The sequence below is a fragment of the Flavobacterium sp. ABG genome (assembly GCF_001027725.1).
Taxonomy (GTDB): domain Bacteria; phylum Bacteroidota; class Bacteroidia; order Flavobacteriales; family Flavobacteriaceae; genus Flavobacterium; species Flavobacterium cupriresistens.
Genome location: NZ_LEKS01000003.1, coordinates 147,014 through 167,727 on the forward strand (window position 1 = coordinate 147,014; position 20,714 = coordinate 167,727).

The 20,714-nt window shown below is 35.6% G+C and carries 19 protein-coding genes; 16 read left to right on the plus strand and 3 right to left on the minus strand.

Translation table 11 applies throughout. From position 1 onward, the window contains the following. Window positions 1-10 precede the first annotated feature (10 nt). A complete protein-coding gene (locus AB674_RS03795) occupies window positions 11-1,204 on the minus strand; it encodes a hypothetical protein (RefSeq protein ID WP_047774011.1) in 1,194 nt (397 codons plus the stop codon). Between the two features lie 363 nt (window positions 1,205-1,567). Between AB674_RS03795 and AB674_RS03800 the strand changes: the two genes are divergently transcribed. The 4 genes from AB674_RS03800 (at window position 1,568) to metQ (ending at window position 4,993) form a co-directional block, all read left to right on the plus strand. Further along, window positions 1,568-2,131, plus strand: a complete 564-nt coding sequence (locus AB674_RS03800) for a DUF6642 family protein (protein WP_047774015.1) — start codon at window positions 1,568-1,570, stop codon at window positions 2,129-2,131. A gap of 337 nt (window positions 2,132-2,468) precedes the next feature. Continuing rightward, on the plus strand, window positions 2,469-3,500 hold the full coding sequence (gene metN, locus AB674_RS03805; protein ID WP_047774017.1) for a methionine ABC transporter ATP-binding protein MetN: 1,032 nt from the start codon (window positions 2,469-2,471) through the stop codon (window positions 3,498-3,500). Further along, window positions 3,493-4,146 (plus strand): methionine ABC transporter permease MetI, encoded by a 654-nt coding sequence (gene metI / locus AB674_RS03810; protein WP_047774019.1) that lies wholly within the window; start codon window positions 3,493-3,495, stop codon window positions 4,144-4,146. Before metN ends, metI begins: the two co-directional genes overlap by 8 nt. A 28-nt stretch (window positions 4,147-4,174) precedes the next feature. Then, on the plus strand, window positions 4,175-4,993 hold the full coding sequence (gene metQ / locus AB674_RS03815; RefSeq protein WP_047774021.1) for a methionine ABC transporter substrate-binding lipoprotein MetQ: 819 nt from the start codon (window positions 4,175-4,177) through the stop codon (window positions 4,991-4,993). A gap of 311 nt (window positions 4,994-5,304) precedes the next feature. Here metQ and AB674_RS03820 read toward each other — a convergent pair whose 3' ends face one another. Then, window positions 5,305-6,480 (minus strand): MFS transporter, encoded by a 1,176-nt coding sequence (locus AB674_RS03820; protein ID WP_047774022.1) that lies wholly within the window; start codon window positions 6,478-6,480, stop codon window positions 5,305-5,307. Between the two features lie 103 nt (window positions 6,481-6,583). On the opposite strand from AB674_RS03820, the gene AB674_RS03825 reads away from it, so the two are divergent. From AB674_RS03825 to AB674_RS22670, 7 genes are all read left to right on the plus strand, one after another. Then, entirely contained in the window at window positions 6,584-7,417 is an 834-nt protein-coding gene (locus AB674_RS03825) for an AraC family transcriptional regulator (RefSeq protein WP_047774024.1), read from the plus strand. Window positions 7,418-7,486: 69 nt separating this feature from the next. Further along, window positions 7,487-7,873 carry a hypothetical protein gene (locus tag AB674_RS03830; RefSeq protein WP_047774025.1) on the plus strand — a complete coding sequence of 129 codons (387 nt, stop codon included), beginning with the start codon at window positions 7,487-7,489 and terminating at the stop codon, window positions 7,871-7,873. 276 nt (window positions 7,874-8,149) lie between these two features. Further along, window positions 8,150-8,680 carry a DUF3347 domain-containing protein gene (locus AB674_RS03835; protein WP_047774027.1) on the plus strand — a complete coding sequence of 177 codons (531 nt, stop codon included), beginning with the start codon at window positions 8,150-8,152 and terminating at the stop codon, window positions 8,678-8,680. 2 nt (window positions 8,681-8,682) lie between these two features. After that, the gene (locus AB674_RS03840; protein ID WP_047774029.1) at window positions 8,683-9,243 is read left to right on the plus strand and encodes a helix-turn-helix domain-containing protein; all 561 of its coding nucleotides are present in this window, start codon (window positions 8,683-8,685) and stop codon (window positions 9,241-9,243) included. Between the two features lie 285 nt (window positions 9,244-9,528). Next, window positions 9,529-12,063: a heavy metal translocating P-type ATPase gene (locus AB674_RS03845; RefSeq protein WP_047774031.1), complete on the plus strand. Its 2,535-nt coding sequence runs from the start codon at window positions 9,529-9,531 to the stop codon at window positions 12,061-12,063. Window positions 12,064-12,069: 6 nt separating this feature from the next. After that, window positions 12,070-14,304, plus strand: coding sequence for a multicopper oxidase domain-containing protein (locus AB674_RS03850; RefSeq protein ID WP_047774032.1), 2,235 nt, complete (start codon window positions 12,070-12,072; stop codon window positions 14,302-14,304). A gap of 629 nt (window positions 14,305-14,933) precedes the next feature. Then, window positions 14,934-15,122 carry a hypothetical protein gene (locus AB674_RS22670; RefSeq protein ID WP_131701513.1) on the plus strand — a complete coding sequence of 63 codons (189 nt, stop codon included), beginning with the start codon at window positions 14,934-14,936 and terminating at the stop codon, window positions 15,120-15,122. A 144-nt stretch (window positions 15,123-15,266) separates the two neighbouring features. Here the strand turns inward: AB674_RS22670 and AB674_RS03860 are convergent, their stop codons facing one another. After that, the gene (locus AB674_RS03860) at window positions 15,267-15,719 is read right to left on the minus strand and encodes a DUF4442 domain-containing protein (RefSeq protein WP_047774035.1); all 453 of its coding nucleotides are present in this window, start codon (window positions 15,717-15,719) and stop codon (window positions 15,267-15,269) included. 255 nt (window positions 15,720-15,974) lie between these two features. On the opposite strand from AB674_RS03860, the gene AB674_RS03865 reads away from it, so the two are divergent. The 5 genes from AB674_RS03865 (at window position 15,975) to AB674_RS03885 (ending at window position 20,275) form a co-directional block, all read left to right on the plus strand. Then, the gene (locus tag AB674_RS03865; protein WP_047774455.1) at window positions 15,975-16,430 is read left to right on the plus strand and encodes a DUF4870 domain-containing protein; all 456 of its coding nucleotides are present in this window, start codon (window positions 15,975-15,977) and stop codon (window positions 16,428-16,430) included. Window positions 16,431-16,558: 128 nt separating this feature from the next. Continuing rightward, window positions 16,559-16,891: a PadR family transcriptional regulator gene (locus AB674_RS03870; RefSeq protein WP_047774036.1), complete on the plus strand. Its 333-nt coding sequence runs from the start codon at window positions 16,559-16,561 to the stop codon at window positions 16,889-16,891. A gap of 2 nt (window positions 16,892-16,893) precedes the next feature. Then, on the plus strand, window positions 16,894-18,618 hold the full coding sequence (locus AB674_RS03875; protein WP_047774038.1) for a PspC domain-containing protein: 1,725 nt from the start codon (window positions 16,894-16,896) through the stop codon (window positions 18,616-18,618). 3 nt (window positions 18,619-18,621) lie between these two features. After that, window positions 18,622-19,353 (plus strand): head GIN domain-containing protein, encoded by a 732-nt coding sequence (locus AB674_RS03880; protein ID WP_047774040.1) that lies wholly within the window; start codon window positions 18,622-18,624, stop codon window positions 19,351-19,353. A gap of 88 nt (window positions 19,354-19,441) precedes the next feature. After that, window positions 19,442-20,275 carry a GIN domain-containing protein gene (locus tag AB674_RS03885; protein ID WP_047774042.1) on the plus strand — a complete coding sequence of 278 codons (834 nt, stop codon included), beginning with the start codon at window positions 19,442-19,444 and terminating at the stop codon, window positions 20,273-20,275. Window positions 20,276-20,714 lie beyond the last annotated feature (439 nt).

Below are 20,714 nucleotides of genomic sequence, written 5' to 3' on the forward strand. Positions count from 1 at the left end.
CCACATTTTACTATTTGCCATTAATAAAATCACTTTCAATCTTATTCAAAAGTATTGTGTTTGTGCTTGCAATCGTTGCAACAGGCAAACTTTGATAAATGGGTTTCGAAAGATTAATTAAACCATCATTATTTACTTTATCAACTGCTGTTTCTTTAAAAACATAGATGGAATTTTCAAAAACTACCGGATGCATTTTATTGTCATAGGTGATTAATGCTTCCGCGCTGGCTTCAAAAGATTTTAATGCCAGTACATCATTTTCTATTTTATGAAAAGTTAATCTCCACGATGCTGTTTTATTTTCTGTTATAGATTCCTTTTTACTCTCTTTTACAATTCCCTTAGTTAAATTGTTTTGGTATTCGACCGTGTTTCTAAATTCTAAAACGGCTTTAGATTTTTTATCAAAAATAACTTTACCTCTTACTCTTTTAGAAACTTCTTTAGTCGTTTCCCAATCCGACTCAAAAGATACTATAATCTGATCCGAAGGAGATTCTTCGACTACTCCAATTACGTCTTTATTAAACTTAACGAAATTCGAAAGACAGGAATTCAAATAAATTGCACTAATTAAAGAACCGGGATTTATATAACCACTGTTATTCTCATTGACACGCGGAACATCTGTAAAAATATCCAGCGGAATATTTTTATTATAATCAATCGCGCCCAATCGCAGTTTTATTTTACTCCTCTTTTGAAATTCATACGTTTTGTCCCACCAATTGATCTTGCTCAGAATTAATCTTTTTAGTTGGTTATCTACCGATACTGTTTCTTTAAAACTGCACTCTTTTTCAAACGGAGTATGAACGTAAAAACGAGCATAATTATCTAAAACATATTGTATTGCTTTATTTAAATTAAAAGATTTTATAACGATCTCGTCAAGTTGAACTGCTTGGGCAATCATAAAAATTGTATCTGATTGAGTCTCCCATCCCTTTTCTAAAATAACATCATCAAAACCTAATTTTGAAATCTTAAAAGCACCATTTTTCAATACAATGGCCGCTTTACCTTCTGAATTTGTAAATGTTCCTTCGTTTTCCTCTATAGAAAAAATAGCGGCATTGTCTATAGGAAAACCTGTTGTTTTGTCGACAACAACCAGCGTCCTATTCTGCGAAAGTCCGATTTGAAATACAAGACACAATACAATTACAATTTGTTCCTTCGTCCATTTAAAAATTCTCATACGTGGTTTTTTATTTAATTAGTGTTGGTATAGTTTTTTGATAGTCATCTAAATCGCTCCTCGACTAACACAAATTTTATTCCAAAAAACTTGGTGTCTTTTTTTTAGTTTGCAGTTGCAGTTGCAGTCGCAGTTTTCAGTCACAGTCTCATCTCAAATCCGAACTCGCAAACCGAGACTGAGACTGTGACTGAAAACTGCGACTGAAAACTGCGACTGAGACCGAGACCGAGAGCTAAACACTAAAAAAAATCGTTAAAATCCCCTTTCGTCTACTACTTTTTATACAATAAAAAATATATTTGTCAGGAAGAACAAAGGCGACCACTTTGTTGCTTATAGAAAACCGGAAAATATAATGGTATGGATTATGAAAAATTTATTTTCTGTCTGGAAGGCGTTCCCGATGTAGAAACCATTGGTGCAACTGAGGTTGTCAAAAATTTAGAAGAAATTGCAATTGACCAAGGTATAGCCAGTATCTACAGAGCCTGCGACACTATTGAAGGATTAGAAGAAAGCCTGAACATTTTACTTTATGAAGATCATAATTTTAAAGATTATGAAATCATATATTTAGTGATGCCCGGAGAGCCTAACAATATTTGCCTACACGATTATTACTATAGTCTGGAAGAAATAGCCGAACTCTTTGAAGGGAAAATGAAAGGAAAAGTAATCCACTTCGCCAACAGAAAAATCTTAGACTTAACCGCCGAAGAAGCCCAATACTTTCTGGATATAACCGGAGCACGTGCTATATCGGGTTATGGATCTACTTACAACAAAATTGCCAGTTACAGCACTATCGACAAGGCCTTTTTTAGTTTGTATCAGGACAATGACGATCTTACCGAAGTGGTTGAAGAGTTGTATCAGAAACATTACAATCTTTGCAAACTCCTTGATTTTAGATTGTATTATTAGTTTATTACTATGAAGTTCTAAAATGTAAACTGAGACCGAGACTGAGACTGTGACTGAGACTGAGACTGAGACCGAGACTGAGACTGTGTCTGTGACTGTGACTGAGACCAAGACCAAGACCAAGACCTAAAAAAATAAAACATTCCTAAAATCACCCCTCTAATTCAACGCATTATTAAACAATAAGCAGCTTTTAAATGCAATAATTAACATCTAATTAATATTCTACTTAGCCGATAGATTTTGTTATAAAAAAAATGTGACTTACATTTGCAGCGAAATTTAGAGAGATTGTGTTTTTCTTTCTACTCTTCAAATCGACTAGAAATACCAGAATATGATAGAATTAAAGAATATTACTAAAAAGTTTTATAAAACAGGAAGAGAAATTATTGCTCTTCAGGATGTAACACTTCACGTACCTGCGGGTAAAGTTTTTGGAGTTATCGGTACCTCCGGAGCAGGAAAAAGCACCTTGATTCGTTGTATCAACTTACTGGAAAAACCAACTTCAGGAGACGTAATTGTAGACGGAAAATCATTATTACAATTAAGTAATTCTCAGTTGGCGCAGGAAAGAAGACAAATCGGAATGATTTTTCAGCATTTTAATCTTTTATCCTCCCGTACCGTTTTTGAGAATGTGGCTTTTCCATTAGAATTAGCCGGAGCTTCCAAAAACACCATCAAAGAACGTGTACTGGAATTATTAGACCTTGTTGGACTGTCCGAAAAAATCAATGATTATCCGGCGAGTCTTTCGGGTGGGCAAAAACAACGTGTAGCCATTGCAAGAACTTTAGCCAATAATCCTAAAGTTCTTTTATGTGATGAGGCAACAAGCGCATTGGACCCCGGAACGACCAGATCGATTTTAAATTTATTAAAAGACATCAACAAACGTCTGAACATTACCATTTTACTAATCACACACCAAATGGAAGTTGTAAAAGCAATTTGTGATGAGGTTGCCGTAATCAGTAATGGAAAATTAATTGAGCAAGGCACTGTGGGCGAGATATTTGCCAATCCAAAAAACGAATTGACACGCGAGTTTATAGCTTCCTCTTTACATATTGAAATTCCCGAACTGTATCAGGACCGCTTACAATCGGTTTACAAAGAAGGCTTATTTCCTTTATTGCGATTGGAGCTCAATGGAAAATCGGTAAACGAACCCATACTAACTCAGGCTGCCATTCAGTTTGGTGTGAATGCCAATATTATTACCGCACAAACCGCTTATGCCGGCGAAACCAATTTCGGAATTCTTATTGTTGAATTATCTGGTAATGAAACTCAGCAAAAAGAAGCCATTCAATTTTTTAATGACAAACACGTAAAAACAGAACTATTAGGCTATGTCTGAATCTATTATAACACTACTATTACAAGGTACATTAGAAACTATTGTAATGACATTTTTAGCCGGATTCTTCGGTTTTTTATTGGGACTTCCTTCGGGAATATTACTCTTTCTTACCCGAAAAGGTCAGATTTTAGAACACGTTGTATTCAACCGAATTCTTTCGATACTCGTAAACATCTTCCGATCGATTCCGTTTATTATTTTAATTGTCTGGATGATTCCTTTTACAAGAGCTTTGGTTGGAACTTCAATTGGAGTTAGTGCAGCCTTAGTTCCTTTAAGTATTGGAGCTGCTCCCTTTATTGCAAGATTGGTCGAAAACAGTTTACTGAGCCTGCCTTCAGGGTTAATCGAAGCAGCAAGAGCTTTAGGCGCCACACCATTACAAATTGTATATAAAGTGTTACTACCGGAAGCACTTCCGTCTCTTATCAATGCGGCCTCCATTACCCTGATCACCCTTGTTGGCTATTCTGCAATGGGCGGAGCTGTTGGTGCAGGCGGACTGGGACAAATTGGCTACCAATATGGTTATATCGGTTATGATGCAACCATTATGAATACCGTTTTAGTTTTGCTTGTGGCCCTTGTATTTATCATACAATTTACCGGAGACAGACTTTCAAAATATTTCGATCACAGATAAACTCCTTTTTAATTTAAAAAATAAAAATATGAATACCAGAAATAAATTTTCGATACTTACAGGAATTCTACTCTTAGCTTTAACGCTTTCTAACTGTGGAAAAGAAAAGAAAAACGACCCTAATCACATAAAAATCGGTGTTGCTACAGGGCCGGAATTTGCTGTTGCTCAAGCCGCTCAAAAAGTAGCTAAAGACAAATACGGTTTAGAAGTTGAACTCATTTCTTTTAATGATTATGTGGTACCAAACGAAGCTTTAAATCAAGGCGACATTGACGCCAATGCTTTTCAGCACAAACCTTATCTTGATGCACAAGCCAAACAAAGAGGGTACAAATTGGCTATAATCGGTAAAACTTTTATTTATCCAATCGCCGCTTATTCCAGAAAAATAAAAACACTTGCTGAATTAAAACCTGGAAGTACAATCGTAATTCCAAATGATCCGACAAATGGTGGGCGTTCGTTATTACTACTTCAAAAAAATGGTCTTATAAAATTGAAAGATAATGTTGGTCTTTTGCCAAAAGTAATTGACATTGCTGAAAATCCAAAGAACTTAAAAATCTTAGAATTAGAAGCTCCACAAATTCCAAGAACCTTAGACGATCAAAATGTAACGATTGCTATTATCAATAACACATTCTCCTCACAAGCCGGACTTGTTCCATCAAGAGATGCTTTGTTTGTGGAAGATAAAGATTCACCGTATGTAAATCTGGTAGTTTCAAGAGAAGACAATAAAAATGATCCAAAAGTTCTTAAATTCTTAAAAGCATTCCAATCGGTTGAGGTTGAAAAAGCGGCCGAAAAAGAATTTAAAGGCGGAGCTGTAAAAGGCTGGTAAAAATCATTTTTTTTCGAATACAAAAAAGGCTGACGAGTATATTGTCAGCCTTTTTTTATGAATAAAATTCTACATCAAAGCAAGCAATTTGTTCTTTAAAATAGTGCCTCGAATTATTTTGCCACAGATTAAAAAGATTCTCACAGATTTTTTTAATCATTTTAATCCTTTAATCTGTGCCTTTTTTTCGTATGCCAGGTTAGCAACTCTTTGCCAAAGTTCAAAACGCACTTTCTTGAAATCTGTACCATTTTCCCGGAACAAAGACAAACATTTTTATACGTTTCTCAAGTTATTTTTTCTTTAAAAAATTACGCTACTTTAACTTCCTGTACTTCCACAGCGGTACTTCTTCTCTGAATAAGAACAAAAGTGATAAGCATTCCAACAACAGACATTCCAACCCCGATAAGATTGGGTGAAGCATAGCTGTAACCCGCAGCCAGAGGCAATCCACCAAGGAAAGCACCCAGTGCATTTCCGATGTTAAAACTTCCCTGCAAAGAAGCCGAAGCAATCATTTCTGCATCTTTCGCAGTACGAATCATCAACATCTGAATAGGTGCAATAACAGAGAAAGAAATTGCTCCTGTTAAGAAAGTAAAGAATAAAGAAGCATACTGATTGAAAGAGAAAAAGTAAACCAAAATCAAATCGACCGACATTACAAACAATAACGCTAAGGTAGTCGGTGCCGGTGAAAATTTATCGGCCAGTTTACCGCCTAAGAAATTCCCAACAACCATTCCCAAACCTGCCAAAATCAAGATATACGAAACATCTTCTGCAGCAAATTTAGATACGTTTGTCAATAAAGGTGCGATATAACTAATCCAAGCAAACAATCCGCCAAAACCAACTGCTGTAATTCCGATTATCAACCAGGCATCGATCTGTTGGAAAAATTTTAATTGTGTCCTCATATTTACATTTTGATTTTTCTCCAGATTTGGCATCCATAAATAGAGAAACAAAAAAGTAAGCAAACCGACAATTGCAATAAGTATAAAAGTATGACGCCAGATAAAATGGTGTCCAATATAGGTTCCAATTGGCACACCGATCAGATTAGCCAATGTCAAACCTGAAAACATAATGGCAATCGCCTGAGCTTCTTTGCCTTTATCGGCTAAACGACTTGCTACTACTGCTCCTACTCCAAAGAAGGCACCATGTGGCAAGCCCGATAAGAATCTGGAGGCGAATAAAAATTCGTAATCCGGTGCAATGATCGAAAGAGCGTTAAAAACGGTCAGCATCACAGCTAAAATTAAAAGCATTTTCTTGGGAGCATAATTTCTTCCAAGAATTACTAATAAAGGTGCTCCGATAACAACTCCAAGTGCGTAAGCCGAAATCAAATATCCGGCCACAGGAATGGAAACATTCATATCTGAAGCAATATCAGGCAACAACCCCATCATTACAAACTCTGTAATACCGATCGTTAAACCACCTAATGACAGCGCAATAAGACTTTTTTTCATTTTATTTTTACAAGAAAGGAATAGATTTTCTATACTGCAAATTTAAAGCCCTTGCTGATAAAAATAATTGTATATTTACGACATAAACTTGTATATATACGTTATGCCAAGATTAAATCAATTCAAAACACTTGTAATAGATGAATTTGAAGATGAAAAATTTCATCTGCCGCCCCACTCTCATAGTTATTATGAAATCATTTTTATCAAAAAAGGAAGTGGCATTCATCATTTAAACAACAATTTATTACCGTATAAATCAGGTGACTTATTTGTTATTTCGCCAGATGACGAACATTATTTTGATATTAAAAAAAGCACTCGGTTTTTTTATATCAAGTTTACGGATCATTATTTCAATTCGAAACAAAACCTGACCTGCGATGAATTCTTAATCCACACTCCGGAAAGTTTCATGCGTGATAAAACACTAAAAGAAATAGTTCTGAAATTAGACGATCCGTGTAAAACAATACTGCGAAATACAATCGAAAACATTGCCGCTTACAACTGCGAAACTGATGTTTCTAATTCTCCGATCGTGTTCTACCAAATCCTTTCCATCTTTGGTTTGATAAAAGAAACCCTACGCGGAATGAATCTGGTTGTTAAAGGAAATGCCATCGACAACGAGCAAATCACTTCTTATATTCATCAAAATATTTATCAGCCAAAATTGGTTCAGATCAAAGTAATTGCGGCTCATTTTAATATAGCGCAGACCTATTTTAGTTCTTATTTCAAAAGAACTTTTTCCATTAGCTATCGGGATTACATTCACAATTTACGAACCACTTTGATCGAAAAACGTTTTCAAAACAATCAACTGTCAATCAAACAAGTCGCTCATGAATTTGGATTTACTGATGAAAGTCATTTGTCACATTATTTCAGAAAAAGAAAAAACATGAACCCTACAAATTATAAAAGACTTTAGTTATTGAAATCTTAAAAGAATCCTCCGATAACTATTTTTGCCTAAATTTGTATTGCAAATAAGATTTTCTTGAGTAAAAAAACCTGCATATTATTCCTTTTCCTGACCATTGGATTCTTCCTGATTCCAAGTCATGGTTTTGCATGTGGAAATAAAACAGAAAAAAATACTTCAAAAAAAGAAATTTCTTCAGATAAAAAAGAAAAAGGCAACTGTACAAAAGACTGTTGCAAAAACACCAATCCCGCAGAAAAAGAACAACACAATTGCGACGGTAAATGCAGTCACACCAATTGCACAACCTCTTCTTTACAATTCAGCATCCCAGCTTCGAATGATTTTGAACTTCAAACCAGTAGCTTCAATTTTTCAACAAAAAAAACGATCTCCTATTACAACGAAGCCAACATTTCTGATGGTTTCACCTCTATTTGGTTGCCTCCTAAAATAAAGTAATTGCATTCGTGACAGCCATAAGTGGGTTTTGTCAGTGAAAAGCAGTCTCAGTTTATAGTCTCGGTCACAGTCTCAACCTGAAACTTGAAACTTGAAACCTGAAACTTGAAACCTGAAACAAAAAACTTAGCGTCTTTGCGACTTTGCGAGCAAGAAACACACCCCTACACGCAAACCCCCGCGAACTTTGCAGTTAAACTTTCGCACAACCCCACAAATTCTCAAAGAAAAAAACTAATTTAAAGGAATTAAAATCCTTATTAAAAATATATCAAAATGAAAAACACAATAAAAGCTGTTTTGGCAGCCATCACAATAACCTTGTCTGTAAACACCATAACAGCGACAGAAGTAAAAACTCAAATAACGACAGCAGACGTTCAGGACTCCAATTCACTTCAAGCTGTTTTTGACAATTATTTTGCTTTGAAAGATGCCCTTATCAAAAGTGATGCAAAAACATCTTCAGCGAAAGCAACCACTTTATTAGCTTCAATTGGCGCTGTAAAAATGGACAAACTAAAAAACAACGAGCACAATGTCTGGATGAAAGTCATGAAAAAAATGACCTCTGATGCTAAAGCAATTTCATCTAATCAGGATCTTAAAAAACAACGTGAGACTTTCAAATCGTTGTCTAAAAACACTTACGAACTGATCAAAGCATCCGGTGCATCTCAGCCTGTTTATTACCAATATTGCCCTATGGCAGATGCCAATTGGTTGAGCAAAGAAAAAGCCGTTAAGAATCCATACTACGGTTCATCGATGCTTACTTGCGGAAATGTGGTAGAAACGATCAAATAAAGATGAAGCTCTATATCAAAAACATGGTATGCAGCAGATGTAAAATGGTTGTGAAGTCTGAGTTTGAAAAACTCGGGCTTCCAACTATTTCTGTAGAATTAGGTGAAGTTGAATTAAAAGACGCGATCACAGAAAATCAAAAAGAAGCTTTACTCCATAAGCTAAACGCCTTAGGTTTTGATTTGATTGATGACAAGAAAAGTAAAACGATCGAAAAGATCAAAACACTTATTATCGATCTGGTGCATCATAAAAACAATGAACTCAAAATTAACCTGTCCGATTATCTGGTCGAAAACCTCAACCAGGATTACAGTACGCTCAGTAATTTATTCTCGGAAATAGAAAACACCACTATTGAAAAGTACTTCATCAGCCAAAAAATAGAGAAAGTAAAAGAATTACTGATTTACAATGAACTTTCGTTAAGCGAAATCGCCGATTTACTCAATTATAGTAATGTGGCACATTTAAGCAATCAGTTTAAAAAAATTACAGGTTTTACGCCTACCTATTTTAAGCAGTTAAAAGACAAAAAACGCATTCAGATTGAGAATTTGTAACCATCAAGATTTAACCGCAAGGTTCGCAAAGTTTAATTATAGCATTGCGAATCCTTTTTAATTTTATACCTAATTTTTTTGCACGCAGATTTAGCAGATCGCGCAGATTTTTTTATATTAGGTAAATAGATCAGCCTAATCTGCTAAATCTGCGTGCTAGAAAAAACCTTAAGCCTTTGCGATAAAATAAAATTTTGTAAATCTTACAAATCATACTCAAAATTATACAACAAGAAGTAACCGTTACTTCGGAAATTTGCATTGTAATATTAAAAGAACAAAGCAATGACACATCAATATATAATTTCAGGAATGTCCTGTAATGGTTGCCGCACCAAGGTTGAAAACACTTTAAACACGATTGAAGGCGTACAAGCCGTCGTGACTTTAAATCCACAAACGGCAACGATCACAATGGACAAACACGTTGCAACAGAAAAACTTCAAGAAGTTTTAACTGCAGCCGGAAAATATACCATTGAAATGAAATCGTCGAAAGACACTGAAGAACCAATCGTTAAATCTTGCTGTTCTTCTAAAAATGGACAGGAGCATAAAAATCACGAACAAAAAAAAACGACTGTTATCCCGCATAACGCTACAGGAGTCTTTTATTGTCCAATGCATTGCGAAGGAGACAAAACTTACAACAAAGCAGGAGATTGTCCCGTCTGTGGTATGGATTTAGTGCCACAGATTGCCATCACCCATACACAGTTTACCTGTCCGATGCATCCGGAAATTATTTCGGATGAACCCGGTGACTGTCCTATTTGTGGAATGGATTTGGTTCCGATGCAAGCTTCAGAAAATGATGAAAACAAAACCTATTTAGATTTACTGAAAAAAATGAAGATTGCCGTATTATTTACGCTACCCCTCTTTATTATTTCAATGTCGGAAATGATTCCGAACAATCCGCTTTACAAATTGATGTCTATTGAAAATTGGAATTGGGTTCAATTCCTTTTTTCTATTCCGGTGCTTTTTTATGCAGGATGGATGTTTTTCGTCCGCGCCTGGAAATCAATTCTTACTTGGAATCTGAACATGTTTACTCTGATCGGAATCGGAACCAGCGTTGCCTTTTTGTTCAGTGTTGCCGGAATGTTTTTTCCGGATATTTTTCCCGCAGAATTCAAATCACATCACGGAACGATTCATTTGTATTTTGAAGCCGCAACCGTTATTATAACTTTAGTCTTACTCGGACAATTGTTGGAAGCAAAAGCACATGGCCAAACCAACGGCGCTATAAAAGAATTATTAAAGCTAGCTCCAACCGAGGCCACTCTGGTAGAAAACGGAACAGATAAAATAATCTCTATTCACAACATCAAAAAAGGAGATCTATTACGCGTAAAACCGGGAGAAAAAATTCCGGTAGACGGAAAAATCACTTCAGGTGAAAGCAATATCGACGAATCGATGATTACCGGAGAACCAATCCCTGTAGATAAAAAAATCGGCGATGCTGTCATTTCAGGAACCATAAACGGAACCAAATCATTTGTTATGATTGCCGAAAAAGTAGGTTCAGAAACCATGCTTTCACAGATCATTCAAATGGTAAATGATGCCAGCCGTTCGAGAGCACCAATTCAGAAATTAGCCGATAAAGTCGCTAAATATTTTGTACCTACTGTAGTATTAATTTCGATTTTAACTTTTATCGCCTGGGCGAAATTTGGTCCGGAACCCGCTTATGTATACGGATTAATCAATGCAATTGCCGTTTTAATTATTGCCTGTCCATGTGCTTTAGGGCTAGCCACTCCGATGTCGGTTATGGTGGGTGTGGGTAAAGGAGCTCAATTGGGCATTTTAATTAAAAATGCCGAAGCGCTGGAAAACATGAACAAAATCGATGTTCTGATTACGGATAAAACCGGAACCATTACAGAAGGAAAACCCTCAGTTGAAAAAATTTATGCTGTAGACAATGATGTCGATTCATTATTGCAAAGTATCGCTTCGCTAAATCAATACAGTGAACATCCTTTGGCACAAGCCGTTGTAAATTTCTCAAAAGCTAAAAATAGTACTACAGTAGAAGTTCCGGATTTTGAAACTATTGCCGGAAAAGGAGTTTTGGGAACAGTTAATGCTAAAAAAGTAGCGCTGGGAAATAAAAAACTGATGCTTCAGGTTAAAGCTTCCATTTCTGAAGCTATTGAGAACAAGATCATCGCAGAACAAAACTTAGGCAAAACGGTCTCTTATATCGCAATTGACCAAACTGTTTTGGGTTATGTAACCATTACAGACGCCATCAAAGAAAACAGTGCCAAAGCAATCAAAGCCTTAATTGATCAGGGTGTTGAAGTGATTATGTTAACCGGCGACAATCACAATACCGCAAAAGCAGTAGCAGATCATTTGCATTTAACTTCCTTTAAAGCCGATTGTTTACCGGAAGACAAACTAAAAGAAATTCAACGCTTGCAAGCCGAAGGAAAAATTGTGGCCATGGCGGGAGACGGAATCAACGATGCTCCGGCTTTAGCACAATCCAATATCGGAATTGCCATGGGAACCGGAACCGATGTTGCTATAGAAAGTGCCAAAATAACCTTGGTAAAAGGAGATCTTAACGGAATTGTTAAGGCCAAAAACCTCAGCCACGGTGTAATGTCAAACATCAAACAAAACTTGTTTTTTGCCTTTATATACAATGTTTTAGGGGTGCCAATTGCAGCAGGAATTTTATATCCGTTTTTTGGAATTCTGCTTTCGCCTATGTTGGCGGCCTTAGCAATGAGTCTGAGTTCCGTATCTGTAATCGTCAATGCATTGCGATTGCGAAATTTAAAACTTTAAACTCTTATGAAAGCTTACTATATTATTTTAGCCTTTTTTGTTGTTATCACGATGAAAGCCCAGAAAATCGTACGCTATGATTTGTACGTACGCGATACAATCGTCAACTTTTCCGGAAAGGAAAAACACGCTTTTGCCGTAAATGGTCAGATTCCAATGCCAACACTAACTTTTACAGAAGGAGATACTGCCGAAATTTATGTGCACAACGAATTAAAAGAAAATACTTCATTGCATTGGCACGGTTTATTTTTGCCCAATAAAGAAGACGGTGTTCCGTATTTAACTCAAATGCCGATTGCACCAAAAACAACGCACAAGTACAGTTTCCCAATTATACAAAACGGGACGTATTGGTACCACAGTCATTCCGGACTTCAGGAGCAAGTGGGGTTGTACGGACTTTTTATCATCAATAAAAAGAAAGACGATCCAACTTTCAGAAAAGGTATTGACGATTTACCAACGGTTCCGGTTATTTTGAGTGAATGGACCGATTTGAAACCCGAGAATGTACAACGAATGCTACACAACGCCAACGATTGGTTTGCGATAAAAAAAGGAACCACTCAAAGTTATGCCGAAGCCATCAAACAAGGCCATTTTTCGACCAAGGTGACGAATGAATGGAAACGAATGAATGCCATGGACGTAAGTGATGTGTATTATGAGAAGTTTTTAATCAATGGAAAAAATGAAGACCAGCTTTCACAATTCAAACCCGGAGAAAAAGTAAGGCTTCGAATTGCAAACGGAGGAGCCTCCAGCTATTTCTGGCTGACTTACGGAGGCGGAAAAATAACAGTCGTGGCCAGCGATGGTAACGATGTTGAACCCGTAGAAGTCGATCGTCTGATTATTGCCGTTTCTGAAACTTACGATATTGTAGTTACCATTCCCGAAGACAATAAATCCTTTGCTTTTTTGGCTACAGCCGAAGACAGAACAGGCGCAGCTTCTTTATATTTAGGTAATGGAATTAAACAACCGATCGTTCCTCTTTCAAAATTAAAATATTTTGAAGGTATGAAAATGATGAACGACATGATGAAAATGAATGGCGACATGAACGACATGGGCATGAACATGACATTGAATAAAATGGATATGAATGCCGTCATGTATCCTGAAATTACAGGCGAAGAGGAAACACCAAAGCCAATGGATCATTCACAACATAATAGCGAAGGAATGCAAATGGCAACTGATAGCACCGAAACTGCCGAAATTGTTACGTTGAATTACGGAATGCTAAAATCACCGACTAAAACAACGCTTCCAAAAGACGCACCCGTAAAAGAATTACGTTTTGAATTGTCCGGAAATATGAACCGTTATGTATGGAGTCTGGACAATAAAGTAATTTCTGAAACCGACAAAATCTTAATTAAAAAAGGAGAAACCGTTCGAATTGTATTGTACAACGGATCAATGATGCGCCATCCGATGCATTTACACGGGCATGATTTTAGAATCCTGAACGAACATGGTGACTATTCGCCCCTCAAAAACGTTATTGACATTATGCCAATGGAAACCGATACGATCGAATTTCAGGCGAATGCAGATGGCGATTGGTTTTTTCACTGTCATATTTTATACCATATGATGGCTGGGATGGGACGTATTTTCAGTTACGAAAATTCAGCACCGAACCCGTTGATTAAAGACCCGAAAATGGCCTACAAGATGCTAAAAATGGACGATCGGATGTTTCATTTCAGAGCAGAAAATGATTTTGCTACTAACGGAAATGATGGGGAAGCCATGTTCAGCAACACCCGATGGAGCATTGGAACCGAATGGAGATTGGGTTACAACGATCGTCACGGTTACGAAACCGAAACCCATATTGGACGTTACATCGGTAAAAATCAAATGTTGATGCCTTTTATTGGTTTTGACTGGCGTTACAGAAAAATGGGTATAGACGAACAAGAACAAAACCTTTTCGGACAAAAAAATACAAAAGACAATCGTTCTGTTTTTAGTGCCGGTTTGGAATATACGCTTCCCATGTTGGTAAAAGCGCAAGTTGAGGTTTATACTGACGGAAACGTTCGTTTGCAGTTCGAACGAAAAGACATTCCGTTATCCAGACGTTTGCGAATGAATTTAATGTGGAATACAGATAAGGAATATATGGCCGGGTTGAAATACATTGCAACCAGAAACTTAGGAATCACGACGCATTATGACAGTGATATGGGTGTTGGATTTGGTGTTAATTTGAATTATTAATAGTAGTTTTTTTAACCATTTAAGTTAATAAGTTTGCTTAGAACATTAAGGGTTAAGGCTTTTAAATCAAAAAAAAGAAAACAACAATTTTATTTATTCATTCGGTTTGAATTGGCATTAATTTTGACAAAGCACATAAACAATTAACCCAAATCAAATTTTATGTCCGGAATTATCCTTTTTTTATTAGTTACTTCACCATTAATTTTTCAAATACTATTTGGAAGAAAAGCTATCGCAGAAAGCATAAAATTAAATTTATCTCAAGTGTGTTTGATTAGTTTTATTTCACAAATTGTATTTTTTTTCTTAGCCTCTGAAATCCTTAGTTCTAATTTAGAGGGACGATCTCATTGTGGGATGCCTTTTGTTGGATTATTAGTTTTAAACTTCTTTTTTATAATCGTTTTATTCATAACAATGTTAATTCAATTTTTCATAAAAAGGTCGTATGACTCTGAGGAACAAGAATAAGAAAACAGATTCAAGACTGTTCACATTTTACATTTTAACATCTGACAATTCACATTTACAAAAACATTAACAATACACTTATTCTTACGAACCGAAAATCCTTTTATATTTGATTCGTTCAAAAACAGAATCATCAACTTTCAAAAACACAAAAAATGACAAAAGTAATTACAGTATTGACCGTTGCTTTATTTTCAGTTGGTATATCAGCTCAGGAAACTAAACCGGCAGCTAAAAAAGAAACAGCAGCAAAAACAACAAGCAAAGAAAAATCTAAATCTGACGCAAAAACTTGTGACATGTCTAAAAAAGACAGTAAAAAATGTTGCTCTAAAAAGAAGTAATCTTTGTTAATTTCAAAAAGAAAAGCCGTTTCATAATTCATGAAACGGCTTCGTTTTTTATATATTTTACTTCCAGGCAAAGCTATTCAAAAACCTCCTCACCTTTGTGCCTCTGTACCTTTGAACCTCCACTCAAAAAAAAACCTACTTTAACCTAACGCTCCATTCAAAATCCATTTCTGAGACCTGAACGCCTTCTTCGTTGGTTCCTATAGATTTCATCCAGAAAGTTTGTCCTTCTCCGGTTGCAATAGTTTGCTGAATCGCTTCGGCTATTAAATGCCCGTCGTTACAAGCAAATGTAATTCGGCCTGTTGCCTTTTTAGTAAAGTTCCCTTTGTTGTTGGCTACTAACATAGAAATCTTTCTTCCGCTTTCCTGAATTTGAGAAATCACCAAAGCGCCTGTTGTTAGCTCAGCCGCCATTGCCTGAACCGCAAAATACATCGAACTAAACGGATTCTGATTAATCCAACGGTGCTTTACACTTACGATACAACTGTCTTTGTCGATTGCTTTTACCCGAACGCCACAAATGAACGCTGAGGGTAACTTGAATAATACAAATTTGTTGAGTTTGGAAACTGAAACTGCCATATTATTTATTTTTTTATGTAAAAATACAAAAAAACTATGCACGCACAATAAATTCTTCTTACTTTCCTACAATAGCCGTAAACACTGGTATTAACGCTGATTTTCAGCTTTCTTAATGCCTGTTCAAAACCTTATACATGTTAAAATTTTGTTAACATTTGGTACTATGCAAAACAAGATACTGTCTTTTGGATATATATTTGCATAAGAAATTACTATATACTTTTAATCATGGAAACATCAACACCACTCATCATGGAAACAACATCAGAAAAGAACACTGCAACGTTCACACATCTTAGTGCATTAAGTCAATATATTATTCCATTTGGGAATTATATTTTTCCAATCCTGATCTGGACGGGTTACAAAGACAAATCAGAATTTGTAAACCACCACGGAAAACAGGTATTGAATTTTCAATTGAGTTTATTGCTTTACACTTTGATTCTGGCTTTAATTGCAATTCCGATTTTCATCAGTGTAGTATTGCAAAATATTCCGATCGAAGCTTTTCTTTACAATGACAACTATGTAATCAGAAATTTCAACTTTGACGGGCATATCGGATTATTAAGCGTTGGAGCAACGGCGGTTTTACTTTTTGGAATGTTAAAAGTAGTAGAGTTCTTTTTAATCATTTATGCTTCTATAAAAACATCAAACGGAGAATATTACAAATACCCACTCACAATTCCTTTTATAAAGTAATTGTAAAAGATTAAAAGTTATACGACAATACGAGCTAATTCTAACAGAATAAATTCGAGATCAATCATCAATCAATCATCATCAATCAAAAAACGAATTGTTCAATCTAAAAAAAACAAAATGAAATTATGAACATTGAAAACACAAAAGCACAGATGCGCAAAGGTGTTCTTGAGTTTTGCATCTTATCGGTATTAAAAGAAAAAGACGCATATACATCAGAAATATTAGACACTTTAAAAAACGCCAAATTACTAGTTGTTGAAGGAACTGTTTATCCACTTTTAACTAGATTGAAAAACGACGGCTTACTTAATTATCGTTGGGAAGAATCAACTTCAGGACCACCACGAAAATATTATGGATTAACTGAAATAGGACAAACATTTTTAAACGAACTTAGCGGTACCTGGACAGAATTGTCTGACGCCGTAAAACTAATCACCAATCAAAAACAATAGTCATGAACAAAACAGTAAATATTAACTTAGGAGGTATGTTTTTTCACATCGATGAAGATGCATATGTAAAACTAACGCGCTATTTTGACGCTATAAAACGATCCCTGAATAATTCTTCCGGACAGGACGAAATTATTAAAGACATCGAAATGCGTGTTTCTGAATTACTAACAGAAAAACAAAAAAGCGAGAAACATGTTGTGGCATTGAAAGACGTTGATGAGGTGATTGCAGTTATGGGTCAGCCGGAAGATTATATCATTGAAGACGAAGAAAAATCAAACCAGTCCTTTAATGGATCCGGTACCAGAAAACACAAAAAATTGTACCGTGACAAAGAGAAAGGTATGCTTGGTGGTGTGGCAACAGGTTTAGGTCATTATTTTGGAATTGAAGCAGTTTGGATAAAAATTCTATTCTTAATATTTGTCTTCGCAGGTTTTGGAACAGGAATTTTAGCTTATTTCGTTCTTTGGGTTGTAACTCCCGAAGCCGTTACAACATCTGAAAAACTGGAAATGACAGGGGAACCGGTAACCATTAGCAACATTGAAAAAAAAGTTCGTGAAGAAATTGAATCTTTATCTGACAAATTTAAAAATGCAGATTATGATCAAATGGGAAACCAGGTAAAGTCGGGAGCTGAGAGAATAAGTAGTTCATTTGGAGACTTTATCATGACGGTTTTTAAAATCTTTGCTAAGTTTTTAGGAATTATTTTGATCATGTCAGGAATATCAACTTTAATTTTATTGTTGATTGGCGTTTTTACTTTGGGATCAAACATTTTTATTGAGTTCCCATGGCAGAATTTTGTTGACGCAGGAAATTTTACCGACTATCCGATCTGGGTGTTTGGTTTACTAATGTTCTTTGCTGTTGGAATTCCGTTTTTCTTTTTGACACTTTTAGGTTTCAAACTATTGTCACCAAACTTGAAATCAATTGGAAACATTACTAAATATACGTTGTTGGCCGTTTGGATTATTGCGGTTGCTATTGCAATAAGTGTTGGAATAAAACAAGCTACTGAACTTTCATACGACAATAAAGTAGTGGAGAAAAAAACAATCAACATTAACCCTCAGGATACTCTTTTTGTAAAATTCAGATACAATGATTATTATGCTAAAGGCCTGAATCATCACAGAGATTTCGAATTTGTACAGGATTCTGCAAACAATGCCTTAATCTACTCAAATGATGTGCGTTTACATGTTTTGCGTACCGATAATGCAACTGCTTATTTACAAATAGAAAAAACCGCCAGAGGAAATTCTTTTACAGCTGCTAAACAAAGAGCCGAAAAAATTGACTATAAAATTCAACTAAATGGAAATCAATTAGTTTTAGACAATTATTTCTTAACAGGGGTTAAAAATAAATTCAGAGGACAAGAAGTTGATGTATATTTGTACTTGCCGGAAGGACAGTTGTTTAAACCGGACACTTCTGTACAAGATTACGATGATTCTGAAAATGATTTCTTCAACTTACACTTTAGCGGCGACTATAGCTATAAAGTAGAAGGTTCAAAAGTTAAATGTCTTAATTGTCCAGCTGACGAAAATGACTTTGATGAGGATGCAGACGAAGAAAACAATATTGTTACAGACACTGTAAAAGAAGTATCGATTAAAATTAATGGAAAAGAAGTTTTAAACGGTAAAAAAACTACCGGAAAATTAACCACAGACAAAAACGGAGTAATAATCAAAATTAACTAAGCCATGATAAAAATAATCATTCATATTACGAAATTTGTAGTTGCTACTATCACTGCATTGTTGTTTGCCTCTTGCGGTAACATCAACAGTATTGAAGGAAGCGGAAAAGTTACTAAGGAAAAAAGAATCGTTAACGGAGATTTCAAAAACGTATCCGTAAGCAATGCCATTGATCTGGTTATCGTACAATCTGACTCTACGGAAGTTGTTGTTGAAGCCGATGACAATTTACAGGACAACATAATTACTAAAGTAGAAAACGGAACATTGAGAATTAGCTGTAAATTTAGTTCTTTCCGAAATGTTACAATGAAAACAGTGACGGTAAAAATGCCGGTTATTGATAAATTGGAAGCTTCAAGCGCTTCTAATGTACAAAGCAAAAACACCATTCGGGCAGTAGATATAAGCCTGGAAAGCTCTAGTGCTGCTAACATGATGGTTGATGTAGAATCTGACAATATTAATTGCAATTCAGGAAGCGGAAGTAATATCAATATCAAAGGGAAAGCATTAAAAGTCACCACTTCAGCATCCAGCGGAGCCACTATTGATGCACAGAAATTATTAGCAAACGAAGTTCATGCTGATGTTTCGAGCGGAGGAACCATAAATGTACATCCTATAGTAAGTCTAAAAGCGGAAGCTTCCAGCGGAGGAAACATAAATTATGACACTACTCCTAAAATTATTGAAAAAACAGCGAGTTCGGGAGGGAACATTAGCAAGAGTTAAACCTTACTAATGTGTTAAATATAGAAGAAATCATTCACCAAAAGTGGATGATTTTTTTATATTTGTCTAAAATCAAATTATAGAATTAATGAAAAAGAACACCGCCTTACTCCTATTATTATTACTTACAACGGTAACTTTCGCACAAAAGAGAGAGAAAATAAAAGGATCTAAAATCGTAACCACTTCGGTAAAAGAAGTAGGAGAATTTGATGGTATTGAAGCCGATGATAATTTGGAAGTTTACCTGGAAAAAGGAGAGAAAAACGAGATCAAAATCGAAGCCGATGACAATCTTCACGACATCATTGGAATGGACCTTAGAGACCGAACACTTCGTTTGTATACTTCTAAAGAAACAACCATTTTTAAAAAACTGATTGTTCGCGTTACCTATACAAACTCTTTTAAAAATGTAATTGCAAAAAATGAAGCTGCTATTTATGCCCTTCAGGAAGTTCAGTTAGAAGACATTACCTTTAACAGCCTCGATTATTCTAAACTATTCCTGAATGTGAATTCAAAAAAATTCACTTTGATTGCCGACGACAAATCAAAAACTGAACTCAACTTAAAATCAGAAGACGCCAGTTTACAATTAAGTAAAAGCGCTTCGATTAAAACACTGGTATCTGCCATAAAATTCAAATGTGATTTATATCAGAAAGCCGTTGCTGCCATTGAAGGTATAGCTGAAAAAGCTACCATTCGTTTAGACAATAATTCTATTTTCACGGGAACAAAATTTACTTTAAAAGATTCTAATGTTACAGTTGAGAACTATGCTACAGCAAGTATTCTGGCAGAAACTACCATTGCAATAGCCGTTGGTGACCATGCAGAACTTTCTCTTCTTGGAAACCCAACGATACAACTAACCCGTTTTTCTGAAGAAGCTAAGCTTATTAAGAAGATTAAATAGGAGTGTTTAGTTTTCAGTCTCAGTCGCGGTCTCAGTTTTCGGTTTTCGGTCTCAGTTACGGTTTACTCTTTTCGGGACTGCTACTATTTAATTCAAATTGCTAGTTATCTTATCGCTGAAACGAAACAAGTTGTATCTCATTTTCTGAATTGTTATACTGTAAATTAAAAAAATTATAAAAGGACCATTTTGAATAGCCTCCTGCTTTAGCTCAATGTCATTAAGTTAGGAGCTTTTTTCACTCAGATTCTGCGGATTTTTTTTTATTTTAATACGCTAAAATCTGCGTGAGACTTTATTTTGATAATCCTTAACTTAATGACATTATGCTTTAGCTGGAGGAATATTGCTACAGCCAAAATATATCGTGCTTCTTTCGGCTAAAGCCAACTGTGCGCCTCTTAATTATTTACCCCCAGCTAAAGCAGGGGGCTATTCA